Below are 26,144 nucleotides of genomic sequence, written 5' to 3'. Positions count from 1 at the left end.
GGCCGGCAATGCCGCGCCCGCGCCGGCAGCGTCGCCCTCGCCTGCGCCGACCCCGTCGGCATCGTCAACGCCGGCGTCGAAATAAGCGCCTCGCCCGATCTGGTCCGGCCGCGATTTTTTTCGCGGCTGGAACGGCTTGCGCCCTTAAAACGCCATCGCGGCACACCAGTTGTTAAATCGGATGGCGGAGATATCTTTCGCTCCGCCGCCACGTTGGTCGAACCCAGGGGACGGGTTCGCTTAGTCCTCAATCTCAGGCCCCGTATGGTTTAACCGCGATGCGCGCCGTCGTCGCCGTCCTGTTGCTTGTCACCGCCGCTCACGCCGCCCTGTGGGGTCTCTTCCAGGAGAAACAGGCAGCGCCCGATTTCCGTGGCACGTTGCCTAGCCTGTCCTACGCTCCGTTCGAGTCGGGCCACACCGTCGCCGACGTTGCTGCTGACACCGAGAAAGTGCGCACCGACCTCAGGAAGCTCTCCACGCTGACCAAGGCGGTCCGTCTCTATTCGTCGACGGAAGGCAACGAGCTGGTGCCGCAGGTTGCCGCCGAGTTCGGCATGAAGGTCACGGTCGGCGCCTGGATCGACAAGGACGCCAACCGCAACAATCGCGAGCTCGAAGCCGCGATCAACCTTGCCAAGCGCAACAGCAACGTCATCGGCATCGTGGTCGGCAACGAGACCGTGTTCCGCGGCGAGCAGGTGCCGCTCGAAAACCTCGGCTCGGTTCCGGAGGTCGGGGTGCCGCCTGAGGAATCCGAACGGATCCTTCGCGAGGAAGCGCAGCGCCTGCACGACGCGGAAATGCAGCCCGAGGACAAGCGCGCCGAAGCGGTCAAATGGGCGATTGCCGAAAGCAACGTGCACCGGCTGATCAAGGTGATCCAGCGCGTCAAGAAGTCGGTCAACGTTCCCGTCACGACAGGTGAAATCTGGAACATCTGGCGCGACCATCCGCAGCTCGCCAATTCGTCCGACTTCATCGCCGCGCACGTGCTGCCGTACTGGGAAAACTTCACCGACAAGCAGGCGGTGGACCAGGCGGTCGACCGCTACAATTTGTTGCGCGACTCCTTCCCCGGCAAACGCATCCTGATTGCCGAATTCGGCTGGCCGAGCCAGGGCTACAATCTGCGCAGCGCCGAGCCCGGTCCGTTCCAGCAGGCCACGGTGCTGCGCAACTTCGTCACCCGCGCCGAAGCCATCGGCATGGACTACAACATCGTCGAAGCCATCGATCAGCCGTGGAAGTTCTTCGAAGGCGGCGTCGGTCCCTACTGGGGCATCCTCAATGCCGATCGTGAGGCGAAGTTCGCCTGGACCGGTCCGGTTACCGATCTGAACTACTGGAAGATCGCGCTGGTCGCGGTCCTCGTCGGCCTCTTCATGTCGCTGCCGATCCTGCGGCTGGACCAGCCGACCGTGATGCAGGCGCTGCTGCTGTCGGCCGCGGCCAACGGCGTCGGCGCCTGGGTGGCCACCGTATTTTCATATTGGACGACGCACTATTTCGTCTGGGGCTCGGCCTTCGCGCTCAGCCTCGGCCTCGTGCTGCTGGTGCCGCTGGTGCTGATCGCGATGGCACGGATCGAGGAGATCGCGGCGGTGGCGTTCGGCCACGGCCCGCGCCGGCTGATCGCAAGGAGCGAGCCGCTGGCACCCGCCACGATCGGCGAGGACGTCAAATTCCCCAAGGTCTCGATCCACATCCCGGCCTATTTCGAACCGGTCGAGATGCTGAAGCAGACGCTCGATGCGGTGTCACGGCTCGACTATCCGAATTTCGAGTGCGTCTGCATCATCAACAACACGCCCGATCCCGATTTCTGGCGGCCGATCCAGGACCACTGCCGGCAGCTCGGCGAGCGCTTCAAGTTCATCAACGCCGAGAAGGTGCAGGGCTTCAAGGCCGGCGCGCTGCGGATTGCGATGGAGCGGACCGCGGCGGACGCCGAGATCATCGGCATCATCGATGCCGACTATGTCGTGCATCCGGACTGGCTGAAGGACCTCGTGCCGGCGTTCGCCGATCCGCGCGTCGGCCTGGTGCAGGCGCCGCAGGAGCATCGCGACGGCGACCGCTCGCTGATGCACTACATCATGAACGGCGAGTATGCCGGTTTCTTCGACATCGGCATGGTCCAGCGTAACGAGTTCAACGCCATCATCGTGCACGGCACGATGTGCCTGATCCGCCGCGCCGCGATGGACAAGGCCGGCGGCTGGTCCTCTGACACGATCTGCGAGGACACCGATCTCGGCCTCTCGATCCAGCAGCAGGGCTGGCTCACGCACTACACCAATGTGCGCTACGGCGAAGGCCTGCTGCCCGACACCTATGAGGCGTTCAAGAAGCAGCGCCACCGCTGGGCCTATGGCGGTTTCCAGATCGTCAAGAAGCACTGGCGGCGCTTCCTGCCGGGCGCAAGCCGGCTGACACCGGACCAGCGCCGCGAATTCTCGCTCGGCTGGCTCAACTGGCTCGGGGCCGAAAGCCTCGGCGTGGTGGTCGCGATCCTCAACCTGATCTGGGTTCCGATCGTCGCCTTCGCCGACATCGCGATCCCCGACAAGATCCTGACGCTGCCGATCATCGCCTCCTTCGTCGTCTCCCTGGTGCATTTCGTCGCGCTCTACCGGCTGCGCGTGAACATCAAGGCCGGCCAGATGCTGGGCGCCATGATCGCGGCGATGAGCGTGCAGTGGACGGTGTCGCGCGCCGTGGCGCAGGGCCTGATCACCGAGCACCTCGCCTTCGCCCGCACCTCGAAGGGCGGCCTGTCGCGGATGTCGATCGAATTCCAGGCGTTCTGGGAAGCCGTGATCGGCGTGCTGCTGTTGATCGGCGCCATCGTGCTGGTCGTCACCAACGGCTACAAGCAGGTGCGCGAGATCTACATCTTCGCCGGCGTCCTGGTGTTGCAGAGCCTGCCATTCCTGGCGGCGGTCTCTATCGCGATCCTGGAGAATTCGCGGATCAACGAGTTCGCGTTCTGGCGCAACAGCGCGATCCGCACCGCGGAACTGATCGGACTACGCCCGGTCAGCCTGCCCTCGGTCACCGCCCCGTCGCAGCCGGTCGGCTCGGAAATCGGCCGCGACAACTGAGCTACTTCAAGAAACGGCCCTAAACACAGGCATCGGAACGGCAAATCCGCCCCAACGGCGCACAATTGACCGCCCCTCGGCTATTGACCCGATGGGCCCTGCCCCCTACACAGCGCGGGCTGGAGCATGATCCGGAGCGGTTTCACCGCTCGGTCCGGATCCGATGTTCAGGTGAGTGAGCGCGTAGCTCAGGCGGTAGAGCACGTGACTTTTAATCATGGGGTCGAGGGTTCGAGTCCCTCCGCGCTCACCAAACAAAATCGAGCACTTAGGTTATATTTCGACTAGCGGCCTAACGGCCGGTTTTCCCTCCGTTCTCTCGCCCATCCCTCATAACGAGGGGCGGCCATGATCGCTCTCGCACTGTGGTGCTGTTCATGCCTTTGCTCGCCGCGGTCGCGTTGATCGCCAAGGTCAACAGCTTCGGTGAGGCGGGATAGGATGTCGCCATGTGGTACCTATTCCAGTTGCTCGTGACCTTCGCGGTAGTCGCGTCGAACATTCATTGGCGCTGGACACCGAATTGGTACGGGTATTTGGCGGCTGCGATCGGCGCCGGGCTTGCGTGGCTGCTCACCCAGATCGTCAACGAACTGCCGCAGACCCTCGCCGGATTGCGGTGTCGCTTGTTCCCAATGAAACCATTTTGACAGCCTCACGAAATAGGCCTGAAACAGAACAGTGCCTACCGTAGCTCCTCTCTTCGCCAACGGAGCGACGGCCATGATGGATTCACAGCGTGTTCGCAAAGTACGCGTGCTGGTGATCGCAAATCTGCTGGCCTGCGCCGCCGTTCTGTTTGCATTGGCCGCGCCGCGTGCCGTCTCAAACGTCGAGCTCGGTGATGAATGGCAATGCAGCAAGGCTGCATTCGTAACGACGTGCCGTCAGGCTCCCAATCAGTAACCCGGAAGCTGCCCGCGGTGCCGAACGGTTCGGCACAGACCGTGCAGTTCTATCGGTGCTGGGGATTTCAGTGTCCCAGTTCAGGAAGAAACCGCCGCCGGGCGTGTATTTGTGAGACCGGCGGCGTCTTTTTCTGGGATTTGAGGCAGGTCAATAGGAGCTTTTGCACAAGTTGTAAGTTGAGGCGCAGCACCGGGGCAGGTCCAAAACCGAGGTCGAGCCATGGGTACTGTCCCTCTGGACGTTGAACGAAAGATCGCGCAGCGGTGGGCCGCAAGATTTGCGCGACCGGAACTCTCGCCGCCCGGGCACGAGCCCGAACAACCGTGCCGCGCCAGCCTACCGCCTGGACAATCGCCACCGCTCGAACTTGAGCCTGTAGCGCATCAGCAAAGCTCGGATCAGGCGCATTAGGCCATCGCCCCCTGCTGCCAATCCTGGGGGCCGACTTGCTCGAGCAGGCCATCCCAATCGCCTATCCCGCTGTCGTTGTCCTCCTCCAGGTCGTCGGCGCCGCCGGCCGCCCAATGGAGCTGGATGGGCCGTTCAGCGCTTCCAAGGTAGGCTCGTCGTCTTCGAAGCAGTCCTCGCGGTCGCAGGCAGAATCTACGCCTATTCAGTGACTTAAGGTGATTTTTGAGATTTATGCGGCGATGAAAGGACTTAGCCTGTGTGCCGCCTGTAACTTTTAATCATGGGTCGAGGGTTCGAGTCCCTCCGCGCTCACCAAAAATAGCTTGCGCAAAGCCACCCGGCCGCTGGCCAGATCAACGAACCGGCGGGTTGTAGCGATCCCAGATTACGGTTCTCGAGCCACTCTGCGTCGATCGCGAGATGGCGTCGTCGAACTTGTGATAGTGGTCGAACTGCTGCTGCTCATCGCGCAACTGCGACGCTTGGGCAGACGGGTAAAGACTATTCGTACCGTTCCACTGATCAGATCCCGACACGACACAACCCCATCCTGGTTCAGATGCACGCTGGTTAGCATCGTTGCGCTTGTACCTCTGTATCGTCGCCGCAACAGCGCCAGCAATCCGCGCAAATATGCGCACACGGATTGTTTCCGTGGTTCTCCGTGCGTGAACGGTGTTCCAACCCTTGATTTCCGTGACGATACTGCAAAATGCGATGCCAGGAGCCAGCACATGAAACTTGCCAGGGCCATCGCGGTTTGGCTCGCGCCTTGCGTATTTTCCGCAGCTGCCAATGCACAAAGCTGCCTCACGGGCCCCATCAAAACGAAGGACGGCACGTTGCAGACATGGACCGTCGTCAATCGCTGCGGCGCGCCGGTAACATTGCGCTATTCGCTGACAGGTCCCCTGGGCAAGGAGCCGAGAAGCGCAATCGTCTCCGCCTGCAGCAGACAGCGGATCGTGCAGACCTTCGCGACAGATCAGGTCGATTTTCTGGACACGGCCTATGGTCCCGGCTGGGAGAAGACTTGTCCGTCATTGGACGATGAGGTTCGTCCCAGGACACGACCGGCAAAATCAACCAACGAAACAGATCAGATCCCGTTTCCATCCATTAGCCCTCCGCCCCTGGCGGGTCCCAAGCCGATAAGCCCTGCGGGAGGGAAACCGATTCCCAAGGGATAGGCTGAGAGCTGCGGAAGCAATCGGGCATGCTCCAGCACCGCGTCCAGCACAGCGGCCAGATCAGCGTCGACCGAAGTTCAAGTTGTTCACGATGACAACGGCAGCTCGCCCTGCCCGCCCGTCCAGTCGATGATATCGACCTGGAGTCCTCGCTTCAGCATCTCGGCCTCAAGACTGCCGGCGTGCCGCTTCCACTCGGGCGTCGAGCGGACGCGGAATTTCGGCTCCTCGCCGTTGACCTCGAATTCATCGTCGGCCTTGAGCGCGCCGCGGACGGCTTCGTACATCATCTTCAGGCTGGCGTCGGTGAAGGCGCCGTAGTCCATCGGTCGTCTCCCTCAGCACTCTCGGAGCGCAAAAGGCCGCCACGGAGCTACTCGTGACGGCCTTCTGCACAGCGGCCCACCCAGACGGCCCAACATGAGCGTTGCGTGAGTCGGGTTAATGAAACGTTGTCGCGCGACGGCGCATCGCCTCGCGGAGCTCGCCAACAATGCCGACAAAAAAGGCCTCGCCGAAGCGAGGCCCCCTTTGATTGCACGAGATCCGTCCGGCGCTCGCTAGTCGTCGTCCCAGTCACGACCACGGATGACGACGCCACGGTCGCGGTAGTAATCGCGATGATGGTACCAGCCGTGGTGCCAGCCGCGATCGTACTCCCGGTATACGCGCGGGCCGTCATATCGATAGCCGTAATAGCCGGGGCTGCTGCCGATATAGACGCCCACGCCCTGCGCGCTAGCAATGGTGGGTGCCGCTATCGAAAGCGCCGCCGCTGCGGCAAGAGCGTAAGTAAGCTTCGTCATGACATCCTCCTTTGCAGTACCCGGTGCTAACGGCTGACGTCCGCGCATGTTGCAGGAACACGTTCGGAACTTTCGTGAACGCCTGTTCAACATCATGGCGAGTTCGACGCCACGGTAGGGGCGCGCGGAGGAAGACCGTAAGAGCCGTTTGCGATCCCGTGTTTCCCCGGATCCCGCTTTAGTCGCAAACCGCGCTACCAGCCGGGAACCGGGACTGGTTCCGTTCGGTCCGCAGTTTCCAGATTTGCCGGTGGGGCTGTGGCGTGACGCGGCCCCTTTCATTTGGCCGTGCGCCGAAGCGCGGGAGTTCTTCCGAGCACGCTTTGATCTACGTCAGCCGTAGCGGACGTCGCGGCTCACAGCTTCAGGCATCGAACCAATTGGGCGAGCGCCGTGTTGGCGGATTGCGCGCGCCGTTCGAGCATCTCGGCCGCGGTGGCGTAGTTGCGGGCGAGGATCTGGAGCGCATGTCGAGCATCCGGCAGTGTCGACTGCTTGGCCATCTCCAGGCACTGGTGCTCGAAGTATCGAAGCTCCTCGAGTTCGGTCATTTCGATTCGTCCGATTCCGTTCGGCATTTTCGAACTCACTGCGCCAACGGCCTAGTGAAAGTTTGGCAAGATTGTTGCGAACGCCGGACTATCTGGTCGGAGTGTTGCTGGACGCATGATTTGATAATCACCGCTCCGTGACCAGCGCGGCTGCGCACCGGGCGCGGACGCGCGCGGAAGCCGCGCCGGGCTGATCGACAAGCGCACCCGATCGCTTCAGTATGCGTGAGTCTTGCTTCGGACGCAGCAACTCTCGACCGGAGTGCGGGGGCATCTTCGCGAGGATGGCGGCGGCGCGGCGCTGAGTTGGCTTTGTTGAACCAGATGAGGAAACGCGATTGGGTCTTCGTGGCGGCGTGCGTGGCAGGCGCGCTGCTGTTCGGTATCTGGAGTGTCCAGATGGGCTTCGCGTTTCATCGCTCCCGGCAGGGCCCGACCGATCTGTCGAGCTCGCACCGGCGCAGCCAGGACACCTCGTCCGCGCGCAGCCCTGCCCGGCTCGAGGCCGATCACGGCGATCAAGCGGACCACCAGTCCCGATAGGCCGTGCAATCGCGTTTCTCATCGCCACAGAGCCTAAGCCCAGGCCAGGCCTGCGACGACGGCGCCGTCATCGTCGTCATTCCCGGCACGCGTGAGCCGCCTGCGGCGCGCGCTGTCCGTTGCGCGACGATGACGCATGTCAAACCTTTGCAGCGCCGCCGGCACACGCCCCGCGATGTCGCGAACGAACGCGATGGCCTGGCTGACGATGGCCATCACGGTCGCAACGCGCGCGAACAAGCCGATCAGGAAGACCATCGAAAAGACGTCGATATAGGCCAGCACATCGCCAACCAGCATCAATTCGGGAGGAAGCGGAATCCGGTGCAGGTAGGCGACGATCAGGATGACGACCGGGATCAGCGCAATCAGCTTCCGGAGCGTCAACCGGTCGAGCAAGGCGGCGAGCTCAACGACCAGGACCAGCCAGAGCCAGTCGCCAAACGCGGCCGGCTTGTCGATGGTCCAGGTTTGCCACAACCGCTGCCACAACCGTTTCCACATTACCGCGTCCGCCTTGTCCCCAGGGCAATACGGCTACGGCTTTGCCGTCGCCTCGCTGCCGTCGCTCTCGACCGCGGCGCCCTGCGGATCAGCCGGATCGGCCGATGGGAAGATGCGCTCGTAATTGGCCCGGGCCTCGCGGATCAGACGCGCGCGCTCCAGTTCCGACTTCGAGATGAACCTGATGATCTCGCCCATGTGCTCTCCAACGCAGGGGGGAATTATTCGACCATCGGCGATGCAACCATCGTGCCTGATGGCTGCCCGGCCGACATGCGCGCGGCGCCTACCGGGGTGCCCGCGGCGCCGTCCGCTGCTGACTGAACGCAACGCGCGGATTGATGCCGCAATAGGCATCACGGCCTGACGCCGACGCCTGGCACTGCTCGTAGGTCTGATAGCCGCAATAACCGGGATATCCCTCGTCCCGGCCCTGGATGCACCAGGGATAATCGTAGGGATCGGCCGCCGCCGGCTGCACGGAGCCGGCCATCCAGCTCATCCCGAGCGCCGCGAACGCGACAATCGCCCAACTCGTCCTGCGCATGATCCTGCTTCCTTCGTCGATCTGCATCCAGCCGTCGATGTAGGTACGCCGGCGAGATCTGCGAGGTTTCTGCTCACGGCCTCAAGAAGCTGTGACCCGGGCGTGACCGCGCGCAGGGAGGACAAAGGCGCCCGGATGGGATCGGGACCATACAAAAAAACACGAGGCCCGGTGTGCCTAGGAGACCGGGCCTCGTGTCTGATGTCCCCCGCCTCGTGGCGGATCAGGTGTTGTGGTTACGCGAGCTTGCGCGCGCGATCCATCCCGGATGACTACGGGGATCAGCCGCGCGCGGACATCACTTGCTGTAGCTGTAGAACCCCTGCCCGGTCTTGCGGCCGAGATGGCCGGCATCGACCATCTCCTTCAGCAGCGGCGCCGGCCGATATTTGGGATCGTTGAAGCCGGTATAGAACACCTCCATCACCGACAGCATGGTGTCGAGCCCGATCAGGTCGGCGAGCGCGAGCGGTCCGATCGGATGGTTGCAGCCGAGCTTCATGCCGGCATCGATCTCCTCCGCCGTCGCAATGCCTTCCTGCAGCGCGAAGATCGCCTCGTTGATCATCGGGCACAGGATACGGTTGACCGCAAAGCCCGGGCTGTTCTTCGCGGTGATCGCGACCTTGCCGACGCGCTTGGCGAACGCTTCGGCCTTGGCGACCGTGTCGTCCGAAGTCTGCAGTCCGCGGATCAGCTCGAGCAGCGCCATCACCGGGACCGGATTGAAGAAGTGCATCCCGATGAATCGGTCGGGACGATCGGTCGAGGCCGCAAGGCGGGTGATCGAGATCGACGAGGTGTTGGTCGCGACCAGCGCGCTCGGCTTCAGCCCGGCGCAGAGATCCCTGAGGATCTTGACCTTGAGCTCCTCGTTCTCGGTCGCGGCCTCGATGACGAGATCGCAGGCGGCAAGCTTGGACTTGTCGGTGGTCGCGGTGATCCGCGCGAGCGTCGCGTCGCGATCGGCGGCGGTCATCTTGTCCTTGGAGACCAGGCGATCGAGACTGCTCCCGACCGTCTTCAGGCCGCGTTGCACCGCCGCGTCCGAGATATCCACCATGGTCACGTTCAGTCCTGCGGCCGCGCAGATCTGCGCGATGCCGTTGCCCATGGTCCCGGCGCCGATAATGCCAACCGTCTCAATCATTGCGTTCGTTCCTCGCAGCTAGCGCGGCCGCACGGCCGCATCCTCAAAAACGACGAACCCGTGGGGTCCGCGGATGGCGCAGGAATAGCAGTCCGGCCGGGTGGCCGATACAGGAGACGCAGGTATTATGGTAAGGTTTATTCGGGGCGCGGGGGCAGCGGCCGCCGTGGCGGAACGGCGGTGCGCGACGGCAGCTCGGTACGCGGCGGATCGGCCATCCGCGGCGGCTCGAACACGCGATTGAGCCGTACGATCCACCAGGCCAGTCGCCCGTAGTTGCGGCGAAGAGCCGATCCGAATCCTTCGTCGATGTCCTGGTCGCGATCCATACCCCTCTCGTTAACGTGCATCCTTGAAGGAACGGTGAGTGCCGTCACGTGCTGTGCCGGCAATCGTTAGGAACTTGGCAACTATTTCGCGCAAGCCTTGGTGCGTTGACGGCGCCGGCACCGGTAATCGTCCGGATTGCGTATTGAAGACCCTGCGCCGCAGCATCGCCATAGCGGTGCGACTCGCATTTAGTTGATCGAATTTTCCGCGGAGCGCCGCGACATAAGGACATTAGACGACGAGGGCTACGCCCATGCTTTCTGAAAAGTTCTTTTTGGTTCTCGAGACATTGCTCAACGGTCAGACCCATTCCGACGGAAGCCCGCGCGTGGTGAGCACTTCGCCGCACGTCCCGGTCAAGCTTCCGCGGGAAGGCAAGCCCGAAGGCAACCAGCCTCGCTAGGCCGCTTGCGGGCGGCAGGTGAGCCTCCACCGCCCATCCGATTTCTCAATCGCCGCGGCCACCACCCGGCGCAAGCGGGATCGTTGCTCTCCGGCTCGCCGGCCGGATCGATCGCCGTGACGTGCGAAGCCGATCGACGGCCTCGCACCCGATTGCACTGGATTGCTGTGCACCGACGCGTGCGGCGCAGTGGCAGCCTGCCGCGTCCGATCTCTCCCCCGTCGTACACGCGCCTGAAGCAACATAGCGCTAGGTGAAGCGACGCGAATCAGCGTTACTTTGCAACTGATCACTTCGTGGGATTTGGCTGCATGACCCAGCCCGGCGTGGATCAGAAGGTTTTGGATCAGAACATTCGCGAGCTGCAGGAATGGCTCCGCAACGCCTGGCAGCAGCTTGCGGACCCCTCGCTCACCGCGTTCTCCCGCCGCGAACTGCGCAACCAGATGAAGCAGTGCAACGCCGATCTGCGCGTGCAGCTGCAGGCCGCTTCCAAGCAAATGCTGAATCAGCCCGCGGCATCGGGCAAGATATTCGCCAAGCCTGAGCTGCGGATCCTCGCCTAGAAGCGCGCCCGCGCGAAGCTGGCGCTTGCCGGCATTTGCGGCCGCATCCGTGTCACGAACGCCTGCGCGCCAAAATGCCGCGATCTCGTGCTGCATGCGCGCCATACGCACCCTCTGCTTGTGCAGATACGCACGACGAGGCACAGCAAAACCGCGCCGGCATGCCTATATTGGGCGTCGTCAAGCGGCCAACGCCGCCAAAGCTTAGGGACTTCCGTGTTATATCTGGAACTTGCGATCGTGGCGGTCTTGATCGTCGTCAACGGTCTGTTGTCGATGTCGGAGCTTGCGATCGTCTCCTCCCGTCCGGCGCGGCTCGCGGCGCTGGTCGAACGCGGCGTCAGCGGTTCACGCCGCGCGCTGGCGCTGGCCTCCGATCCCGGAAAATTCCTCTCCACCGTGCAAATCGGCATCACGCTGATCGGCGTGCTGTCGGGCGCGTTTTCGGGTGCCACGCTCGGCCAGCGGCTCTCGCAATGGCTGTTCGAGCTCGGGCTGTCTGCAAACGTCGCCGATGCGGCCGGTGTCGGCATCGTCGTCGGCGTGATCACCTATGCCTCGCTGATCGTCGGCGAACTGGTGCCGAAGCAGATCGCACTGCGCGACCCGGAGTCGGTCGCCGTGCGGGTCGCCCCTGCGATGACCATGATGGCGCGGCTGTCGCTGCCGCTGGTGTGGCTGCTCGACCGTTCCGGCAAGTTCTTGCTGTGGGTGCTCGGTCATCGCGAGGACGCGCAGGACCGCGTCAGCGAGGACGAGATCAAGACGCTGGTGGTGGAGGCCGAGAACGCCGGCGTGCTCGAGCCCGGCGAAAAGGAGATGATCGCCGGCGTGATGCGGCTCGGCGATCTTCCGGTCGGCGCCGTGATGACGCCGCGCCACGAGGTCAGCTTCATCGACCTGTCAGATCCGACGCCTGAGATCCTGGCGGCGCTGCAGAAGAGCAATCACTCGCGCTGCGTGGTGTTCGACGGCAACCGCGATCATGCGCTCGGCATCGTGCAGGCCAAGGACGTGCTCGACGTCTACCTCGCCGGCCAGACGCCCGACATCCGCGCGCTGACGCGTAATGCGCCGATCGTTCCCGAGACCGTCGACGCCCGCGACGTGGTCGCGATCCTGCGCGACTCCGCGGTGCATATCGGCCTCGTGCACGATGAATACGGCACCTTCCAGGGCGTCGTGACCAGCGCCGACATTCTCGAGGCCATCGTCGGCGCCTTCCATACCGAGGAGGGCCCTGCCGAGCCCGCCTATGTCAGGCGCGACGACGGCTCCTATCTGATCTCGGGTTGGATGCCGGCGCTCGAGTTCAGCGAACTGCTTGGCATCGCGCTGCCCTCGCCGCGGCCCTACCAGACCGCAGCCGGCTTCCTGCTGCATGCGTTCGGCGCGATCCCCGATACCGGCGCGAAGACCACCGCGCAGGGCTGGGACTTCGAGATCGTCGACCTCGACGGCCGGCGCATCGACAAGGTTTTGGCGAGCAAGCCTGCGGCCTGACATTGCCAGCCGGCCGGCCTGTTGATAACGGGCAGGACAGCGAAACAGGCGGCCGCTGTGTGCTATCCGCATAACGGCCGCTGAAATCCCTCCGAGTAAACCCCACGGAATAGATCCCCATGCGCATTACCCTTGTCGGTTCCCGCCATTTCGGCGTGACGACCCTGAACATGCTGCGCGCGCACCACGTTACGCTGGTCAGGGTGGTCGTCCATGACGGCGAGGACCGGCTGGCGGCGGCGGCAAGAGCGGCCGGCATCGACGTCGTCGTCCAGGCCGATCCCAAGCTGGTGACCGCCGACGAGATCGCACCCGGCACCGACCTGATCGTGACCGCCCACAGCCATGCCCGCGTCAGCAGAGAGGCGCTTGCCGTGGCCAAGTTTGGCGGCATCGGCTACCACCCGTCACTGCTACCCCGCCATCGCGGCATCGCGGCGGTGGAATGGACCATCAAGGAAGGCGATCCGATCGCCGGCGGCAGCATCTATCACCTCGCCGACCGCATGGACGCCGGCGCCATCGCCGCGCAGGACTGGGTATTCGTCAAGAAGGGCGAGACCGCACGCGAATTGTGGGAGCGTGCGCTCGCGCCGCTCGGCCTGCGCCTGCTCGGCGAAGTCATCGACTACGGCAAGGTCAACGGCGCGTTGCCGGCCAAGCCGCAGGACGAGCAGTTTGCGACCAAGGCGCCCAATCTGAGCCCGGGCAAGCACTGATCCGAATTTCGGTATTAAATTACCGAAGCTCAACTGACAGGGATCGGATTCTTCGTTCCCTAGCCGGAACCGAATTCACCATGATGTGTTTGAGTTCACAGGAACATTTGGGGACTCCCGCGACGCAGCAAATTTTGAACACATTGTGACAGGATAAGCCGCGTCATCACACGAAATGACAGGGATTTGATTCATGCGTTCGATCCGCATTCGCGACCTGATTTTGGTCACCTCGGTCGCTTCGGCTGCCGCGCTCACCGCAGCTCCCGCCTCCGCCCAGCAGCCTTATGACGGCCTTTGGAACGTCACCGTGGTCACTAAGACCGGCAGCTGCGAGCCGTCGCAGAGCTCGACCGTGACCGTCGCTGAAGGAAAGATCTCGGCGCAGGGCGCGGCGATCTCCGGCACCGTCGGCAGCGGGGGCCTTGTGCGAGTCTCGATCAATGGTGCATATGCGAACGGACAACTCAGTGGCAACTCCGGATCGGGGAAGTGGAATGGGGCATCAGCTGGCGTACCGTGCAGCGGCCGATGGGAAGCGTCCCGTCAGTAAGATCACCAGCGTATCGCGTTTCTTCGCCATCGCGCGGCGGCCAGCATTTGCAGCCGCCGCGTTTTTCGTGACCGCACTCGCGAGCACCGCCGGCCATGCCCAGTCCGGCCCGTTCGCCGGCATGGCGGGCACCTGGTCGGGTGCCGGTTCGGTCATCCTCGACGACGGCTCCAGCGAGCGGATTCGCTGCCGTGCGACCTATCACGTCGGCGGGCCCAGGATGACCATGAACCTGACCTGCGCCAGCGACGCCTACAAGTTCAACCTGGCGGCCGACGTGCAGGCTGAAGGCAGCGCGGTCGCCGGCAACTGGAGCGAGGCGAGCCGCAATGTCAGCGGCGACCTGCGGGGTCGCGGCGGCGGCGGCAACTTCCAGGTCGTTGCCAGCGCCCCCGGCTTCAACGCCGACATCGCGATGCGTACCGCCGGCAACAAGCAGTCCGTCACGATCAGGGCCGACAGCCAGTTCCGCGGCGCCAACATCACGCTGACGAGGTAACCGGCCTTCAGACAACAACGCCCCCGAGACCCAAGTCTCGAGGGCGTTTTTCGTTGGCCATGCACTCGCTATGCCGTGCGTGGCTTGCCAAGATTCTCGGCGGTCTGCTGGATGGTGCGGGCGATCAACAGCGCCTGCTCCTTGGTGACCGCAAAGTCGTGCACGTCTTTGTCCGTCGTCATGGAGATCACCATGATATCCGGCTGTTGCTCCGGCCAGCCGGTCGCGAACCCCGTGAGGAGGTCAGGCGCCTTTCGCATGTTGCTCTTGTTCATCGCTGAAGGTCCTATGCTGCGGGAACGAACGCCGTGACCTCGATCTCGACCTTGGCGCGCTGATCGACCAGCCCGTCGATGTAGAGCAGCGTGGACGGCGGGAAATTGCGCCCGAGCGTCTCCTTCCAGGCCGCACCGATACCGGCGCCCGCCGCCTCGTATTCGCTACGGCTGGTCAGGTACCAGGTCAGGCGGACGATGTGCTCGGGACCGGCGCCGGCTTCGTTCAGGAGCTTGATGATGCGCTTCAGCGCGGTGCCGACCTGCGCGGCCATGTCGGGCGCATACTCGCCCTTCTCGTCGCCGCCGGTCTGCCCCGCCAGCACGATCCATTTTCCCGGGGCGTCGAACGCGACCCCGTGCGAGAAGCCGCGGGGTTTCGACCACTCGGCCGGTTGCAAGACACGCATGAACAGATCCTCCTGATGTGATTATTCCCGACCTGCTTAGCATCGATCGCACGTCCGGCGCATCACCGCGTCGGCAGAATTGCGCGTTGCAAATTCGTATCAGCTCGCTGATACCGGGCGTCCTTTCTCACCTTGTTCCCCGTCATGGATCGCACGCCCTCAAAGACCCGCGCAGCACTGTGGATGTCCGGCTGGCTCGCGCTGATGCTGATCGTGGCGGTGGCCGGCCGCGAGGCGACGCGCGAGGTCAACGTCTTCCAGCTGATGGCCGTGCGCGGCGTGCTCGGCTTCGTGATGCTGTATCCGCTGATCCACATCAATGGCGGGCTTGCGATCGTGAAGACCGCGCGCGTCCACGTCCACATCGCGCGCAACCTGATCCATTTCTGCGCTCAGCTCGGCTGGTTCTATGCGCTGACATTGATCCCGATCGGCCAGGTGGTCGCGATCGAGTTCACGATGCCGATCTGGACCGCGATCCTTGCGGCGAGCTTCCTCGGCGAACGGATGACATCCTGGAAGATCGTCGCGATCGTGCTGGGCGTGATCGGCGTGGTCGTGATCGTCCGGCCGGCCACCGGTGCGATCAATCCGGGCCAGCTGATCGCGCTCGCCGCAGCCGTCGGCTTCGGCATCTCGGTCGCCGTGGTCAAGTCGCTGACGCGGACCGAGCAGACGCTGACGATCATGTTCTGGATGCTGGTGGTGCAGTCGCTCGCCAGTATCGGGCCGGCGCTCTATGTCTGGACCTGGCCGCCGCTTTCGACCTGGGGCTGGCTCGCGGTGATCGCATTCTGCGGCACGTTCTCGCATTACTGCATGGCGCGCGCTTTGCTCCACGCCGACGCGACCGTCGTGATCCCGATGGATTTCGTCCGCGTCCCGCTCACCGCGATCGCCGGGTGGCTGATTTATGCCGAGCGGCTTGACGCCTACACAGTCCTCGGCGCGGCCATGATCCTGGCCGGCAATCTGCTGAACCTGAAACCCGGCGCAACAAGGCCGGCGCGCGCAAGATGAGCGCCGCCTGCAACGCTGCCGCTCCATCACAGCAAAAAGCCCGGGGACCATCCCGGGCTCCTTTGCCTGCGACGCGCGTTACTTGCCGGCGGCCTTGCGCAGCGCCGCATTGATGCGGTCCTGCCAGCCGGGACCGCCCTCCTGGAAATATGCCAGCACATCCTGATCGATCCGCAGCGTGACCTGCTCCCGGACGCCGGGGACGGCCACGGTCTTTGGCACCGCGTCAGCGACCTTGGTGGTGGCGCGTTTGAACGCCGCCTCGGCTTCGCTACGGGCATCGTTCAGGGTTCGCGGGCGCCTCGGCTGATCGGCCATATCTTGGATCCTGTGTCTCAGATTCCTTCAAACAACACTGTGGAGAGATAGCGCTCCGAGAATGACGGCACAATCGCCAGGATGGTCTTGCCCGCAGCTTCCGGCCGCTTGCCGATCTGCAAGGCGGCCGCGATGGCCGCGCCCGACGAAATACCGCCGGGAATTCCTTCGTTGCGCGCCAACGCGCGCGCGGTCTCGATCGCAGTTGCGCTGTTGACCTTGACGATCTCGTCGATCACGGAGCGGTCGAGGATGTCGGGAATGAAGCCAGCCCCGATACCCTGGATCTTGTGCGGCGTGTGCTGACCGCCCGACAGCACCGGGCTCTCCTCCGGCTCCACCGCGACGATCCGCAACGACGGCTTGCGCGGCTTCAGCACCTGCCCGACGCCGGTGATGGTGCCGCCGGTGCCGACGCCGGCGACGAAATAATCGATATTGCCGCCGGTGTCGTTCCAGATCTCCTCCGCCGTGGTGCGGCGATGAATTTCCGGATTGGCGAGGTTCTTGAACTGCTGCGGCATGACCGCGTTGGGTGTCGTGCGCACGAGTTCTTCGGCGGTCGCGATCGACCCCTTCATGCCCTGCGCCGCCGGGGTCAGCACGATCTCCGCGCCTAGGAAGGCCAGCATCCGCCGCCGCTCGATCGACATCGACTCCGGCATCACGAGCTTCAACCGATAGCCTCGCGATGCCGCGACATAGGCCAGCGCAATGCCGGTGTTGCCCGAGGTCGGCTCGATCAGCACGGTGTCGGCGTTGATGATGCCGGCCTTCTCCATCGCCACGATCATCGCCGCCCCGATGCGATCCTTCACGCTGGCCGCCGGGTTGAAGTATTCCAGCTTGGCGAGGATCGTCGCGTTGACGCCGTTCGCCTGCGGCAGTCGCTGCAGCCGCACGATCGGGGTCGAGCCGATCGCATCGACGATCGAGTCAAAGACGCGGCCGCGTCCGGGTTGCACTGCACTCGTTGTCGACGGCGCGTCCATCAGGCGGCTCCTGTTGCGGGATATGCAGGGAATATGCGGTCTTCTCTCATGTGGAGCAGCGCGTCATGACGCGCAAGTGAGAAACCGCTGCGACGCACATTCGTTGCATCTTCGCTGCATCGCAAAAATCAGAACCCGCACAAATAACGTAAAAGCTACGCATTTGTGTTGCGACAAGGTCAAACAAATGGGCTTATATACTTTCGTCAGGTGCAGCTCAGAACGCAAAGGGAGGCGCACAATGCCGGCACTTGCTGAAGTTCTGTCGACGGTCGCGTCCAGGCCCGATCCGCGCGGTAGCGATTTGCCGACCTGTCCGGTGTGTGCTGACTCAATGGTCGCGGCGGAAGCGTCCGCGTACCTGTTCGACAATCTGATCAGCTATCTCTGGACCTGCGACAATTGCGGTTACGGGTTCGTGACCAAGCACTCGGTGAAACCGATCCCGATCGTGTGCAACTGATCACATAAGCTCATCTCGGAGCGATGTCACCGCGCGCCCATCCGGCGCGCGTTTTCGTTCTGAAGTCCTCGAACGTGCCGTTGGCCACCGCTGCACGGATGCCCTGCATCAGCTCCTGGTAATAGGCGACGTTGATTTCGGACAGCAGCATTGCCCCAAGGGTTTCGCCTGCTCGTACCAGATGGTGCAGATAGGCGCGCGAATAGTCGCGTGCCGCCGGCCATGGACTCGCTTCATCGAGCGGACGCGGATCGTCGATGTGACGGGCGTTGCGCAAATTGATCTGCCCGAACCGGGTGAACGCCATGCCGTGGCGCCCGTTCCGTGTCGGCATCACACAATCGAACATGTCGACGCCGCGCGCGACCGCCTCAAGAATGTCGTCCGGCGTACCGACGCCCATCAGATAGCGCGGCCGATCGGCCGGCAGCGCCGGCGCGGTCTCCTCGATCATCGACAGCATCACCGCCTGCGGCTCGCCGACGGCCAGCCCGCCGATCGCGTAGCCGTGAAAGCCGATGTCCGTCAGGGAGCGCGCGCTGGCGTAACGGAGATCGGGGATATCGCCGCCCTGCACGATGCCGAACAGCATGTAGCCGTCGGGTGCGCTCTCGAAGGCGCGCTTGGAGCGTTCGGCCCAGCGCAGCGAGAGCTGCATCGCACGCTCGATGTCGGCGCGCTCGGCCGGCAGCCGCACGCATTCATCCATCTGCATCGCGATGTCCGAGCCGAGCAGCCGCTGCACCTCGATCGAGCGCTCCGGCGACAGTTCGACCTTGGCGCCGTCGATATGCGAGCGGAAGGTCACGGCCTTCTCGGTCACCTTGCGCAGCTCCGAGAGCGACATCACCTGGAAGCCGCCGGAATCCGTCAGCATCGGGCCGCCCCAGCCGGTGAAGCGCTGCAGGCCGCCAAGCCCTGCGATCCGCTCGGCGCCCGGCCGCAGCATCAGGTGATAGGTATTGCCGAGCACGATGTCGGCGCCGGCATCACGCACCTCGCGCCAATGCATGCCCTTCATCGCCCCCGCAGTGCCGACGGGCATGAATGCGGGCGTCCGGACGAGACCATGCGGCGTGGCCAGGCGTCCGGTGCGGGCGGCGCCGTCAGTTGCCAGCAACTCGAAATGATTGGGAAGATTCATGCGGCTGCTTATTGCGTGTCACTGAAGCCCGATCAACCCGTCCGATAACGGCTTCCGCGCGACTTCGTGAACGCGAACCGACCGACGGACGCTTGCCCTGCAACGGAACCTCCGTTAAACAAAACGAAACCGTATCGTTTTATGTCAACAATAGGGCGACGGACCTCCCCGCCGCGACTTCAATCCGCGCGAAACCAGACCGAGATGTTCCCCCTCTTCACAGCCCGGCCTGACGGCGCCCGCCATCGGACGGCAGTCGCCCATGCGATGGGCCAAGTGGCCCTGCTGTGCGGGCTCGCGTTCACCCTTGCGGCCTGCAGCTCGCTGCCGCGGACGCCCTACACGGCTGCCGACGCCGTCAATTCGCGGGTGCTCGATCTCGACGGCCTGCGCCGCTATGCCGACGAGCCGGCATCCAAGTTCAAGCTCGAGAAAGACACCCTCGCCCCGATCAAGACCTATCTCGCCCTCTCCGGCGGCGGCGCCGACGGCGCCTATGGCGTGGGTGTGCTCAACGGCTGGACCGCGGCCGGCAACCGGCCGAGCTTCTCGGTCGTCTCCGGTGTCAGTACCGGCGGGCTGATTGCACCGTTTGCGTTCCTCGGCTCGCGCTACGACGAGACGCTGAAGGAGGTCTACACGTCGGGCATCGCCGAAAGCCTGCTGCAGGACCCGAGCCTGATGCGGGTGCTGTTCGGCTCCGGCCTGTTCGGCAACAAGCGGCTGCGCCAGCTGGTGGCGCGCTACGTCGGCGAGGACATCCTGAGCGAGGTGGCGCGCGAGAACGCCAAGGGCCGAAAGCTCCTGATCGTCACCACCGATCTCGACACCCAGCGCACCGTGATCTGGGACATGGGACGGATCGCTGCCGTCGGCACGCCCGAGGCGCTGCAGCTGTTTCGCGACGTGATGGCCGCCTCGGCCAGCATCCCGCTGGTGTTTCCGCCGATCTTGATCGACGCCGAGGGCCAGGGCCGGCGCTTCCAGGAGATGCATGTCGACGGCGGCGTGACTGCGCCCGTGCTGACGCTGCCGGACGCATTGATGTTCCGCGAGCGTGCCTGGCCAGCCAATGGCCGCATGAACATCTACATCCTCGTCAACAAGAAGCTCGAGGGCAATTTCGAGCTGGTGTCGAATTCGACGATCGACGTCGCCTCGCGCAGCATTTCCGCGATCACGCAGGCGCAAACCCGCTCCGTCATTCTCTCGACCTATGATTTCGCCCGGCGCAACCGCCTCGGCTTCCATCTGTCCTATATCGAGCGCGACTACCCGGCCGCGGAAACCCAGGGCTTCGACACCGCCTATATGCGCGCGCTCTACCGGTACGGCTACGACAAGGCCGCAGCGGGGCAGGCCTGGACCGCGACGCCGCCCTGAGCGGCTCCCCGCCCCCCGGTACCGCCGAATGGACGAATCCGCACCGCGCGGGTTATAGACCGGACGAACCCGTCCGGCGCACAACGAGATGAATGGGCAAATGGGATTGACGGCTACCAAGGCCAAGGCGGCCAACAAGGCGGCCAAGCGCGGCGTGATCAAGTCACGCGGCGGCCGGCCGACCCGGGACGCTGCGATCGAGCGCGACCAGCGGCTGATCGAGGTCGCCACCCGCCTGTTCCTCGAGCGCGGCTTCGATGCGACGTCGATCGACGCGGTAGCCGAGGCTGCCCGCGTCAGCAAACCCACCGTGTACGGCCAGTATGGCGACAAGCGCGGCCTGTTCACGGCGGTGCTCCGGCGCGAAATTGCCCGCTGGCTCGCTCCGCTCGCCGCCGCCGCGGCCGAAGCGCAGGGCGACGGCACCTGCGATGGCTCGGCCGAGGAACGGCTGATCGAGCTCGGGCGCCAGCTATTGGTGCTGAATTGCAGCGCCGACTCCATCGCCTTCAGCCGCATCCTGACCGCGCAGGCGATCAATTTCCCCGAGGTCGCCAAGCTGGCCGTCGACGAGGGCTGGTCGAAGGCCGTCTCCACGACCGCTGATTTCTTCGACCATCTGGCCGACAAGGGCGTGCTCGATCTCGAGGACACCACGATCGCGGCCGAGACCTTCCTCAACATGGTGGTCGGCCACACCCACCGGATGGCGACATTCGGAATTCCGATCGACATGAAGGCGGCCGAGACGCGGATGGAGGTCTCGATCCGGCTGTTCCTGGCCGGCGCCGTCGGGCCGCGGGATCGGCTGCGCGACACCGCCAAGGGGGCGGCCAAAGCGCGCCGCCGTCCGGCCCGCTGACCTTTTTTAGGATCGTTCGATCGTCTTACACGTTGCCGTGATGAGCCTTGAACAAACGGAACGAAACCGTATTGTTTAGTTGCAAAGAGACGCGAAACCCAAGTTCAGCCCCCAACGGTTTTGCGTCACCTTGTAACTTCGATCGTCACGATGGAGCAGCCGCCATCGCTTCATCTGAACGTTCGGCGGCCGACCTCTGACTAACAAGGGTCGGCCGCATCTTTCTTTGCCTGGGCGGCGGTTCGACGCGACGGATGCGACATGACGATGGGACGATCACACGCACTGCGGCATTGGGCATTCGGAACGCGGCTGCTTGCGGCCGTGCTGCTGGCCCTGCCCCTGAGCCTTCCCTTGGCGTCGCCGGCTCATGCGGTCACGGGTTCGGCGGCCGCAGCTCTCACTCCGCCCGACAATGACAGCGCGTTCGACATGCACGCGGTGCGTCGCGAGCTCGACAGCTTCCAGGCCGCCCAGATCTCGCTGCGCAAGGCGATGGCGATTGCGGAGGCGCTGCACTCCGGCGCGATCACCGCCGACGTCAGCTTCGACGGTGCGACGGAGCCCGCGATCTACCGGGTCAAGACTATGCAGCGGGACCGCATCTGGCAGCATTCGATTGACGCCTCGACCGGCGAAGTGATCGGTGGCGAGGCGCCTTCGTCACTGGCATCCCTCGGTGCCGAAGACCGTGACAACCTCGCCGTGCTCAGGGCGCTCCGTCATCGCCTCGCCGATGCGGTGCGGGTTGCCGAACGCACCACCTCGGGCAAGGCGATCAGCGGCGGCCTGATGCGCGAGCGCGGCAAGCTCAATTTCGTCATCGTGGTGCTCGCCGGCAGCGATCTGAAAGAGGTCATCCTCGAACCGCCGGGCGCACGCAGGCGCTGAGAGCCGTATGGGCGCTGCCAGATTTTCGCCCAAAAGCCGTTGACGGACGCCGATCCGTCCCGCATAAGTCCGCACCATGATCACCGCGACCAAACGCACCACCAAAACCACCAAGCCCTCCGGGGCCTCGGGAGGCGTGCGCGCGTAGCCGGTCGTACCGCATCATCTCTACCCGAAGCCCCGCCTGATGAAGGTCCGGGGCTTTTTTGTTGCCTGCAGCACAACCGCATGATCCGGAAAAGTGGGAACCGGTTTTCCGATCAGATCATGCTCAACCGAGACTCGAATGGAGGACAAAGTGAGTAACGATCCCGTCGTCGCGATTGTCGGCGTCACCGGCGCAGTCGGCGCCGAATTCATCGCCACCATGGACAAGCGCGGCTTCCGCGTCGGCAAGCTGAAGGCGCTGGCGAGCGCCCGCTCGGCCGGCAAGACCGTCAGCTTCCGCGGCAAGCCGGTCGTGATCGAGGAACTGACCGAGCGCGCCTTCGAGGGCGTCGACATCGCACTGTTCTCGGCCGGCAGCGGCATCTCGAAGAAGTTCGCGCCCGTAGCGGTGAAGTCCGGTGCCGTCGTGGTCGACAACTCCTCGGCGTTCCGGATGGATCCGAACGTGCCGCTGGTGATCCCCGAGATCAACGCCAACCGCATCCGCGATCACAAGGGCATCATCGCCAACCCGAACTGCGCCGCCATCACCGCGCTGGTGCCGCTGTGGCCGATCCATCAGAAGAACCGCATCAAGCGCGTGATCATTTCGACCTACCAGGCCGCGAGCGGCGCGGGAGCAGCCGCGATGGAGGAACTGGTCGAATCGACCCGCGCCAATCTCAACGGACAGGTCTACACCCCGAAGGTGATGCCGCACCCCTACGCCTTCAATCTGTTCAACCACAACACGGCGGTCGATCCGGAGACCGGCTACAACGACGAAGAGACCAAGGTCATCAAGGAGACCCGCAAGATCTTCGAAGACGAGAAGATCGCGATCGGCGTCACCTGCGTGCGGGTGCCGGTGCTGCGCGCGCATTGCGAGGCGATCACCTTCGAATGCGAGAAGCCGATCACCGAGGACCAGGTCCGCGCCATCATGGCGCAGGCGCCGGGCGTCAAGATCGTCGACGATCGCGTCAAGAACTACTTCCCGATGCCGATCGACGCCTCCGGCCAGGACGACGTGCTGGTCGGCCGCATCCGCAAGGATCTCAGCGATCCCTCGGGGCACTCGATCTCGATGTTCGTCGCCGCCGATCAGCTGCTCAAGGGCGCCGCGCTGAACGCGGTGCAGATCGCGGAGCTGCTGCCCGAACGCGCGATGGCGTGAGGTAGCGGCACGAAGCTCTCTGACCCGTCATCCTGAGGTGCGAGCAGAGCGAGCCTCGAAGGATGCATCGGCCCCAATCGGGCCGTCGCCCTTCGAGGGCCGCTGAAGAAGCGGCCACCTCAGGGTGACGGTTATCGAATTGTGCTCGCTGAACTACCCGATTGCCCGAAACAGCAGGCACGCATCGCCATACGAATAGAACCGGTAGCCGTTCCTGATCGCGTGCGCGTACGCGCCTTGCATCGTCTCGAGGCCGGAGAAGGCCGAGACCAGCATGAACAGCGTCGAGCGCGGCAGATGGAAATTGGTCAGCAGGACATCGACCGTGCGGAAGCGGTAGCCGGGCGTGATGAAGATCGAGGTTTCCGCCGCGAACGGCTGGACCTCGCCGTCCGGTGTCGTTGCGCTTTCCAGCAGCCGCAGTGACGTGGTGCCGATCGCGACGATCCGGCCGCCGTTTGCGCGGGCGGCATTCAAGGCCGCGGCGGTCTCGGCGGTGATGCAGCCCCATTCGGCGTGCATCTTGTGTTCGGAGGTTTCGTCGACCTTCACCGGCAGGAACGTCCCTGCCCCGACATGCAGTGTCAGGCGATGCAGCGCGACGCCGCGGCCCTTCAGCGTGGCCTCCAGCGCCGGCGTGAAATGAAGTCCCGCCGTGGGCGCCGCGACCGCGCCTTCATTGGCGGCGAACATGGTCTGGTAGTCGCTGACGTCCTGGTCGTCGGGCGTGCGCTTGGAGGCGATGTAGGGCGGCAGCGGCGTGGCGCCGACATCGGCGATGGCCTGGTCGAGCACCGGGCCATGGAACGAGAATGACAGCGTCACCTCGCCCTCCTGCCCCTTGGCTTCGACTTCTGCATCGAGATTGCCGAGCAGGCAGACCTTGCCCTCATTGCCGAAGCGGATGGTGTCGCCGGGGCTAAGCTTCTTCGCCGGCTTGACCAGCGCCTGCCAGCGCGAGCCGTCGAGCCGCTTGATCAAGGTCGCCTCGATCTTCGGCTCGGTCTCGCGCCCGATGCGACGGCCCTTGAGCTGCGCTGCGATCACCTTGGTGTCGTTGACGACGATCTGGTCGCCGGGCTCGAGCCAATGCGGCAGATCGGCAATCGTCGCGTCGCGCAGCACGCCGTCCGGATGCACCACCAGCATCCGCGCGGAATCGCGTGGGCTCGCGGGCCGGAGCGCGATGCTCTCGGGCGGCAGTTCGAAATCGAAGAGATCGGTGCGCATGGCGCGATTGTTACTTCAACGTTGCCGTCACGGGATCACGCACAGCGTGATCCCGTGACGACGGTGTGTTCAACTCAGGCCGCGTCGGCGGCCATGCGCGCTTTGACGATCTTGTCCGGATCCTTCACCGGCTCGCCGCGTTTGATCTTGTCGACGTTCTCCATGCCCTCGGTGACCTTGCCCCACACCGTGTACTGGCCGTTGAGGAAGGAGGCGTCGTCGAAGCAGATGAAGAACTGGCTGTCGCCGGAATCCGGATTGGCGGCGCGGGCCATCGACGCGGTGCCGCGGACATGCGGCTCCTTGTTGAACTCGGCCTTCAGCTTCTTGCCGGAGCCGCCCATGCCGGTGCCCTGCGGGCAGCCGGTCTGCGCCATGAAGCCGTCGATCACGCGGTGGAACACGATGCCGTCGTAGAAGCCTTCGCGCACCAGCTCCTTGATCCGTGCGACGTGGCCGGGCGCGAGATCCGGACGCATCTCGATCGTGACCGGGCCCTGGGTGGTTTCGAGGATCAGAGTATTTTCGGTAGCAGCCATGCTCGCTTCTCCTGGCTTCGGGGTGGATATTTCTTATTCCTGAACGGGATTGCGAATGGGCGGCCAGCCACTGCGCCGCCCAGGCTTTCGGTAAATGGCATCGGCGTGCAGCGTTGCAACGCCTCCATCACCGCGACCCGGTATGCAATCCGGTCGTTGTCGGTCGCTTCCTGCGATTCATAGCTGATCCTGGGATGCCCGAGGATCGCGCCCTCACGGTTGAAGCTGACAATGACGGTAATGTCGATCGGGCCTGCCTTGTCCGGCGGCGGCGGCCGCCAGCAACGGTGGATGGCAAGAACAACGTCCCTGATCGTGTTGAGTTGCTCCGGCTCGGCAGCTGCCGGTCCGGACAGCGCGAGCCACACCGCCAGCGGCGCGGCGGACCAGGCAAATGGTTTGCTGCGCGCCGCCATCGCGGATCACTTGATGTCGGATGCGACCTGCACCTTCACCATCTTGTCGGGATCGGTGACGGCGCCGCCGGGCGAGCCCGCGGAGGCCTTCTTCAGCTTGTCGACCACGTCCATGCCCGACACCACTTCGCCGACCACGGTGTATTGCCCGTTCAGGCTGGAGCCATCGGCGAACATGATGAAGAACTGCGAATTGGCGCTGTCGACGCTGTCGCCGCGCCGGGCCATGCCGACGATGCCGCGCTTGAACGGCACCTGCGAGAATTCCTGCTTCAGGTTCGGATATTTCGAGCCGCCGGTGCCGTTGAAGTTCTGGCCGTCGCCGGTCTGCGCCATGAAGCCGTCCATCACGCGATGGAACGGCACGTTGTTGTAGAAGCCCTCGCGCGCCAGCTGCTTGATGCGCTCGGCGTGGTTCGGCGCGATGTCGGTGCGCAGCTTGATGACGATGCGGCCCTTGGTGGTGTCGATCACGATCGCATTGGCCTTGTCGAGATTGGCGGGCAGCGGCTGCGCGACCGCAGGCACGACGCAGAGCAGCGCGGCAACGAATGCAAGAATGCGGATCATGGAAACTCCGGATCTC

34 protein-coding genes and 1 tRNA gene are annotated in these 26,144 nt (G+C 64.2%); 18 read left to right on the top strand and 17 right to left on the bottom strand.

Annotation, left to right across the window (positions count from 1 at the left end; genetic code table 11):
* From AC628_RS44795 to AC628_RS42930, 6 genes are all read left to right on the top strand, one after another.
* Window positions 1–273: hypothetical protein (locus AC628_RS44795; protein ID WP_210190216.1), on the top strand; the 273-nt coding region annotated here is incomplete at its 5' end.
* A 5-nt stretch (window positions 274–278) separates the two neighbouring features.
* The gene (locus tag AC628_RS16365; RefSeq protein WP_074127797.1) at window positions 279–3,107 is read left to right on the top strand and encodes a glycosyltransferase; all 2,829 of its coding nucleotides are present in this window, start codon (window positions 279–281) and stop codon (window positions 3,105–3,107) included.
* Window positions 3,108–3,284: 177 nt separating this feature from the next.
* Window positions 3,285–3,360, top strand: a tRNA-Lys gene (locus AC628_RS16360).
* 196 nt (window positions 3,361–3,556) lie between these two features.
* On the top strand, window positions 3,557–3,757 hold the full coding sequence (locus AC628_RS16355; RefSeq protein WP_074127796.1) for a hypothetical protein: 201 nt from the start codon (window positions 3,557–3,559) through the stop codon (window positions 3,755–3,757).
* A 73-nt stretch (window positions 3,758–3,830) separates the two neighbouring features.
* Window positions 3,831–4,013 (top strand): hypothetical protein, encoded by a 183-nt coding sequence (locus tag AC628_RS42935; protein ID WP_143201635.1) that lies wholly within the window; start codon window positions 3,831–3,833, stop codon window positions 4,011–4,013.
* A 1,148-nt stretch (window positions 4,014–5,161) separates the two neighbouring features.
* Window positions 5,162–5,617, top strand: a complete 456-nt coding sequence (locus tag AC628_RS42930; RefSeq protein WP_143201634.1) for a hypothetical protein — start codon at window positions 5,162–5,164, stop codon at window positions 5,615–5,617.
* An 86-nt stretch (window positions 5,618–5,703) separates the two neighbouring features.
* Here the strand turns inward: AC628_RS42930 and AC628_RS16350 are convergent, their stop codons facing one another.
* From AC628_RS16350 to AC628_RS16340, 3 genes are all read right to left on the bottom strand, one after another.
* Window positions 5,704–5,943, bottom strand: a complete 240-nt coding sequence (locus AC628_RS16350; protein WP_074127795.1) for a hypothetical protein — start codon at window positions 5,941–5,943, stop codon at window positions 5,704–5,706.
* A gap of 234 nt (window positions 5,944–6,177) precedes the next feature.
* Window positions 6,178–6,423, bottom strand: coding sequence for a hypothetical protein (locus tag AC628_RS42925; RefSeq protein ID WP_074127794.1), 246 nt, complete (start codon window positions 6,421–6,423; stop codon window positions 6,178–6,180).
* 356 nt (window positions 6,424–6,779) lie between these two features.
* Window positions 6,780–6,974 (bottom strand): hypothetical protein, encoded by a 195-nt coding sequence (locus AC628_RS16340; RefSeq protein WP_074127793.1) that lies wholly within the window; start codon window positions 6,972–6,974, stop codon window positions 6,780–6,782.
* A gap of 315 nt (window positions 6,975–7,289) precedes the next feature.
* On the opposite strand from AC628_RS16340, the gene AC628_RS16335 reads away from it, so the two are divergent.
* Window positions 7,290–7,517: a hypothetical protein gene (locus AC628_RS16335; protein ID WP_143201633.1), complete on the top strand. Its 228-nt coding sequence runs from the start codon at window positions 7,290–7,292 to the stop codon at window positions 7,515–7,517.
* A 33-nt stretch (window positions 7,518–7,550) separates the two neighbouring features.
* On the opposite strand, the gene AC628_RS16330 is transcribed toward AC628_RS16335, so the two are convergent.
* From AC628_RS16330 to AC628_RS16315, 5 genes are all read right to left on the bottom strand, one after another.
* Window positions 7,551–8,021, bottom strand: coding sequence for a hypothetical protein (locus AC628_RS16330; RefSeq protein ID WP_074127791.1), 471 nt, complete (start codon window positions 8,019–8,021; stop codon window positions 7,551–7,553).
* 33 nt (window positions 8,022–8,054) lie between these two features.
* Entirely contained in the window at window positions 8,055–8,219 is a 165-nt protein-coding gene (locus tag AC628_RS44020; protein ID WP_168193387.1) for a hypothetical protein, read from the bottom strand.
* 88 nt (window positions 8,220–8,307) lie between these two features.
* Entirely contained in the window at window positions 8,308–8,568 is a 261-nt protein-coding gene (locus AC628_RS16325) for a DUF3551 domain-containing protein (protein WP_074127806.1), read from the bottom strand.
* A 298-nt stretch (window positions 8,569–8,866) separates the two neighbouring features.
* Window positions 8,867–9,718: a 3-hydroxybutyryl-CoA dehydrogenase gene (locus AC628_RS16320; protein ID WP_074127790.1), complete on the bottom strand. Its 852-nt coding sequence runs from the start codon at window positions 9,716–9,718 to the stop codon at window positions 8,867–8,869.
* Window positions 9,719–9,855: 137 nt separating this feature from the next.
* Window positions 9,856–10,047: a hypothetical protein gene (locus AC628_RS16315; RefSeq protein WP_074127789.1), complete on the bottom strand. Its 192-nt coding sequence runs from the start codon at window positions 10,045–10,047 to the stop codon at window positions 9,856–9,858.
* A gap of 715 nt (window positions 10,048–10,762) precedes the next feature.
* On the opposite strand from AC628_RS16315, the gene AC628_RS16310 reads away from it, so the two are divergent.
* The 5 genes from AC628_RS16310 (at window position 10,763) to AC628_RS16290 (ending at window position 14,291) form a co-directional block, all read left to right on the top strand.
* Complete coding sequence (locus tag AC628_RS16310; protein ID WP_074127788.1) at window positions 10,763–11,017, top strand: hypothetical protein; 255 nt, start codon at window positions 10,763–10,765, stop codon at window positions 11,015–11,017.
* Between the two features lie 216 nt (window positions 11,018–11,233).
* Entirely contained in the window at window positions 11,234–12,520 is a 1,287-nt protein-coding gene (locus AC628_RS16305) for a hemolysin family protein (RefSeq protein WP_074127787.1), read from the top strand.
* 119 nt (window positions 12,521–12,639) lie between these two features.
* The gene (locus AC628_RS16300; RefSeq protein WP_074127786.1) at window positions 12,640–13,239 is read left to right on the top strand and encodes a formyltransferase family protein; all 600 of its coding nucleotides are present in this window, start codon (window positions 12,640–12,642) and stop codon (window positions 13,237–13,239) included.
* A gap of 193 nt (window positions 13,240–13,432) precedes the next feature.
* Entirely contained in the window at window positions 13,433–13,792 is a 360-nt protein-coding gene (locus AC628_RS16295) for a hypothetical protein (protein ID WP_016846110.1), read from the top strand.
* A 121-nt stretch (window positions 13,793–13,913) separates the two neighbouring features.
* The gene (locus AC628_RS16290; protein WP_143201638.1) at window positions 13,914–14,291 is read left to right on the top strand and encodes a hypothetical protein; all 378 of its coding nucleotides are present in this window, start codon (window positions 13,914–13,916) and stop codon (window positions 14,289–14,291) included.
* Between the two features lie 68 nt (window positions 14,292–14,359).
* On the opposite strand, the gene AC628_RS16285 is transcribed toward AC628_RS16290, so the two are convergent.
* Together AC628_RS16285 and AC628_RS16280 are read right to left on the bottom strand one after the other, a co-directional pair.
* Window positions 14,360–14,566, bottom strand: a complete 207-nt coding sequence (locus AC628_RS16285; protein ID WP_074127784.1) for a hypothetical protein — start codon at window positions 14,564–14,566, stop codon at window positions 14,360–14,362.
* Between the two features lie 11 nt (window positions 14,567–14,577).
* Window positions 14,578–14,976 carry a RidA family protein gene (locus AC628_RS16280; protein ID WP_074127783.1) on the bottom strand — a complete coding sequence of 133 codons (399 nt, stop codon included), beginning with the start codon at window positions 14,974–14,976 and terminating at the stop codon, window positions 14,578–14,580.
* Window positions 14,977–15,120: 144 nt separating this feature from the next.
* On the opposite strand from AC628_RS16280, the gene AC628_RS16275 reads away from it, so the two are divergent.
* The gene (locus tag AC628_RS16275; protein ID WP_050424494.1) at window positions 15,121–15,996 is read left to right on the top strand and encodes a DMT family transporter; all 876 of its coding nucleotides are present in this window, start codon (window positions 15,121–15,123) and stop codon (window positions 15,994–15,996) included.
* A 78-nt stretch (window positions 15,997–16,074) separates the two neighbouring features.
* On the opposite strand, the gene AC628_RS16270 is transcribed toward AC628_RS16275, so the two are convergent.
* Window positions 16,075–16,314, bottom strand: coding sequence for a BrnA antitoxin family protein (locus tag AC628_RS16270; protein WP_021081279.1), 240 nt, complete (start codon window positions 16,312–16,314; stop codon window positions 16,075–16,077).
* 17 nt (window positions 16,315–16,331) lie between these two features.
* Window positions 16,332–17,306 carry a cysteine synthase A gene (gene cysK / locus AC628_RS16265; RefSeq protein ID WP_074127782.1) on the bottom strand — a complete coding sequence of 325 codons (975 nt, stop codon included), beginning with the start codon at window positions 17,304–17,306 and terminating at the stop codon, window positions 16,332–16,334.
* A gap of 241 nt (window positions 17,307–17,547) precedes the next feature.
* Here cysK and AC628_RS16260 point away from each other — a divergent pair, with 241 nt between their 5' ends.
* Window positions 17,548–17,769 carry a hypothetical protein gene (locus AC628_RS16260; protein ID WP_050630812.1) on the top strand — a complete coding sequence of 74 codons (222 nt, stop codon included), beginning with the start codon at window positions 17,548–17,550 and terminating at the stop codon, window positions 17,767–17,769.
* Between the two features lie 10 nt (window positions 17,770–17,779).
* Here the strand turns inward: AC628_RS16260 and tgt are convergent, their stop codons facing one another.
* A complete protein-coding gene (tgt, locus tag AC628_RS16255; protein WP_074127781.1) occupies window positions 17,780–18,913 on the bottom strand; it encodes a tRNA guanosine(34) transglycosylase Tgt in 1,134 nt (377 codons plus the stop codon).
* Window positions 18,914–19,180: 267 nt separating this feature from the next.
* Between tgt and AC628_RS16250 the strand changes: the two genes are divergently transcribed.
* The 4 genes from AC628_RS16250 (at window position 19,181) to AC628_RS16235 (ending at window position 23,373) form a co-directional block, all read left to right on the top strand.
* Window positions 19,181–20,296 (top strand): patatin-like phospholipase family protein, encoded by a 1,116-nt coding sequence (locus tag AC628_RS16250; RefSeq protein WP_074127780.1) that lies wholly within the window; start codon window positions 19,181–19,183, stop codon window positions 20,294–20,296.
* Window positions 20,297–20,396: 100 nt separating this feature from the next.
* Window positions 20,397–21,158: a TetR/AcrR family transcriptional regulator gene (locus AC628_RS16245; protein WP_074127779.1), complete on the top strand. Its 762-nt coding sequence runs from the start codon at window positions 20,397–20,399 to the stop codon at window positions 21,156–21,158.
* A gap of 267 nt (window positions 21,159–21,425) precedes the next feature.
* Window positions 21,426–22,049 carry a PepSY domain-containing protein gene (locus AC628_RS16240; RefSeq protein ID WP_074127805.1) on the top strand — a complete coding sequence of 208 codons (624 nt, stop codon included), beginning with the start codon at window positions 21,426–21,428 and terminating at the stop codon, window positions 22,047–22,049.
* Window positions 22,050–22,335: 286 nt separating this feature from the next.
* A complete protein-coding gene (locus AC628_RS16235; RefSeq protein WP_074127778.1) occupies window positions 22,336–23,373 on the top strand; it encodes an aspartate-semialdehyde dehydrogenase in 1,038 nt (345 codons plus the stop codon).
* Window positions 23,374–23,526: 153 nt separating this feature from the next.
* Here AC628_RS16235 and queA read toward each other — a convergent pair whose 3' ends face one another.
* The 4 genes from queA to AC628_RS16215 form a co-directional block, all read right to left on the bottom strand.
* Window positions 23,527–24,603 carry a tRNA preQ1(34) S-adenosylmethionine ribosyltransferase-isomerase QueA gene (queA, locus tag AC628_RS16230; RefSeq protein ID WP_074127777.1) on the bottom strand — a complete coding sequence of 359 codons (1,077 nt, stop codon included), beginning with the start codon at window positions 24,601–24,603 and terminating at the stop codon, window positions 23,527–23,529.
* A gap of 74 nt (window positions 24,604–24,677) precedes the next feature.
* The gene (locus AC628_RS16225) at window positions 24,678–25,142 is read right to left on the bottom strand and encodes a peptidylprolyl isomerase (RefSeq protein ID WP_016846097.1); all 465 of its coding nucleotides are present in this window, start codon (window positions 25,140–25,142) and stop codon (window positions 24,678–24,680) included.
* Window positions 25,118–25,558: a UCP034077 family protein gene (locus tag AC628_RS16220; RefSeq protein WP_074127776.1), complete on the bottom strand. Its 441-nt coding sequence runs from the start codon at window positions 25,556–25,558 to the stop codon at window positions 25,118–25,120. The genes AC628_RS16225 and AC628_RS16220 overlap by 25 nt, the downstream gene beginning before the upstream one ends.
* Window positions 25,559–25,564: 6 nt before the next feature.
* Entirely contained in the window at window positions 25,565–26,128 is a 564-nt protein-coding gene (locus AC628_RS16215; protein ID WP_074127775.1) for a peptidylprolyl isomerase, read from the bottom strand.
* Window positions 26,129–26,144 lie beyond the last annotated feature (16 nt).

It is taken from the genome of Bradyrhizobium sp. NAS96.2 (assembly GCF_001908235.1).
GTDB lineage: Bacteria > Pseudomonadota > Alphaproteobacteria > Rhizobiales > Xanthobacteraceae > Bradyrhizobium.
This window is presented reverse-complemented; position numbering and strand designations above follow the sequence as displayed.

Excerpts from the sequence above, each read along its gene's own strand:
- AC628_RS16215 (WP_074127775.1), bottom strand. The coding sequence starts at position 26,128 with ATGATCCGCATTCTTGCATTCGTTGCCGCGCTGCTCTGCGTCGTGCCT.
- AC628_RS16350 (WP_074127795.1), bottom strand. The coding sequence starts at position 5,943 with ATGGACTACGGCGCCTTCACCGACGCCAGCCTGAAGATGATGTACGAA.
- AC628_RS16260 (WP_050630812.1), top strand. The coding sequence starts at position 17,548 with ATGCCGGCACTTGCTGAAGTTCTGTCGACGGTCGCGTCCAGGCCCGAT.
- AC628_RS16330 (WP_074127791.1), bottom strand. The coding sequence starts at position 8,021 with ATGTGGAAACGGTTGTGGCAGCGGTTGTGGCAAACCTGGACCATCGAC.
- AC628_RS16270 (WP_021081279.1), bottom strand. The coding sequence starts at position 16,314 with ATGGCCGATCAGCCGAGGCGCCCGCGAACCCTGAACGATGCCCGTAGC.
- AC628_RS16365 (WP_074127797.1), top strand. The coding sequence starts at position 279 with ATGCGCGCCGTCGTCGCCGTCCTGTTGCTTGTCACCGCCGCTCACGCC.
- AC628_RS16235 (WP_074127778.1), top strand. The coding sequence starts at position 22,336 with ATGGAGGACAAAGTGAGTAACGATCCCGTCGTCGCGATTGTCGGCGTC.
- AC628_RS16300 (WP_074127786.1), top strand. The coding sequence starts at position 12,640 with ATGCGCATTACCCTTGTCGGTTCCCGCCATTTCGGCGTGACGACCCTG.
- AC628_RS16220 (WP_074127776.1), bottom strand. The coding sequence starts at position 25,558 with ATGGCGGCGCGCAGCAAACCATTTGCCTGGTCCGCCGCGCCGCTGGCG.
- tgt (WP_074127781.1), bottom strand. The coding sequence starts at position 18,913 with ATGAATCTTCCCAATCATTTCGAGTTGCTGGCAACTGACGGCGCCGCC.
- AC628_RS16320 (WP_074127790.1), bottom strand. The coding sequence starts at position 9,718 with ATGATTGAGACGGTTGGCATTATCGGCGCCGGGACCATGGGCAACGGC.
- AC628_RS42925 (WP_074127794.1), bottom strand. The coding sequence starts at position 6,423 with ATGACGAAGCTTACTTACGCTCTTGCCGCAGCGGCGGCGCTTTCGATA.
- AC628_RS16315 (WP_074127789.1), bottom strand. The coding sequence starts at position 10,047 with ATGGATCGCGACCAGGACATCGACGAAGGATTCGGATCGGCTCTTCGC.
- AC628_RS16310 (WP_074127788.1), top strand. The coding sequence starts at position 10,763 with ATGACCCAGCCCGGCGTGGATCAGAAGGTTTTGGATCAGAACATTCGC.
- AC628_RS16245 (WP_074127779.1), top strand. The coding sequence starts at position 20,397 with ATGGGATTGACGGCTACCAAGGCCAAGGCGGCCAACAAGGCGGCCAAG.
- AC628_RS16275 (WP_050424494.1), top strand. The coding sequence starts at position 15,121 with ATGGATCGCACGCCCTCAAAGACCCGCGCAGCACTGTGGATGTCCGGC.
- AC628_RS16280 (WP_074127783.1), bottom strand. The coding sequence starts at position 14,976 with ATGCGTGTCTTGCAACCGGCCGAGTGGTCGAAACCCCGCGGCTTCTCG.
- AC628_RS42930 (WP_143201634.1), top strand. The coding sequence starts at position 5,162 with ATGAAACTTGCCAGGGCCATCGCGGTTTGGCTCGCGCCTTGCGTATTT.
- AC628_RS44020 (WP_168193387.1), bottom strand. The coding sequence starts at position 8,219 with ATGGGCGAGATCATCAGGTTCATCTCGAAGTCGGAACTGGAGCGCGCG.
- AC628_RS16250 (WP_074127780.1), top strand. The coding sequence starts at position 19,181 with ATGGGCCAAGTGGCCCTGCTGTGCGGGCTCGCGTTCACCCTTGCGGCC.
- AC628_RS16340 (WP_074127793.1), bottom strand. The coding sequence starts at position 6,974 with ATGACCGAACTCGAGGAGCTTCGATACTTCGAGCACCAGTGCCTGGAG.
- AC628_RS16325 (WP_074127806.1), bottom strand. The coding sequence starts at position 8,568 with ATGCGCAGGACGAGTTGGGCGATTGTCGCGTTCGCGGCGCTCGGGATG.
- AC628_RS16295 (WP_016846110.1), top strand. The coding sequence starts at position 13,433 with ATGCGTTCGATCCGCATTCGCGACCTGATTTTGGTCACCTCGGTCGCT.
- AC628_RS16225 (WP_016846097.1), bottom strand. The coding sequence starts at position 25,142 with ATGGCTGCTACCGAAAATACTCTGATCCTCGAAACCACCCAGGGCCCG.
- AC628_RS16355 (WP_074127796.1), top strand. The coding sequence starts at position 3,557 with ATGTGGTACCTATTCCAGTTGCTCGTGACCTTCGCGGTAGTCGCGTCG.
- queA (WP_074127777.1), bottom strand. The coding sequence starts at position 24,603 with ATGCGCACCGATCTCTTCGATTTCGAACTGCCGCCCGAGAGCATCGCG.
- AC628_RS16290 (WP_143201638.1), top strand. The coding sequence starts at position 13,914 with ATGGCGGGCACCTGGTCGGGTGCCGGTTCGGTCATCCTCGACGACGGC.
- AC628_RS16285 (WP_074127784.1), bottom strand. The coding sequence starts at position 14,566 with ATGAACAAGAGCAACATGCGAAAGGCGCCTGACCTCCTCACGGGGTTC.
- cysK (WP_074127782.1), bottom strand. The coding sequence starts at position 17,306 with ATGGACGCGCCGTCGACAACGAGTGCAGTGCAACCCGGACGCGGCCGC.
- AC628_RS16240 (WP_074127805.1), top strand. The coding sequence starts at position 21,426 with ATGGGACGATCACACGCACTGCGGCATTGGGCATTCGGAACGCGGCTG.
- AC628_RS42935 (WP_143201635.1), top strand. The coding sequence starts at position 3,831 with ATGATGGATTCACAGCGTGTTCGCAAAGTACGCGTGCTGGTGATCGCA.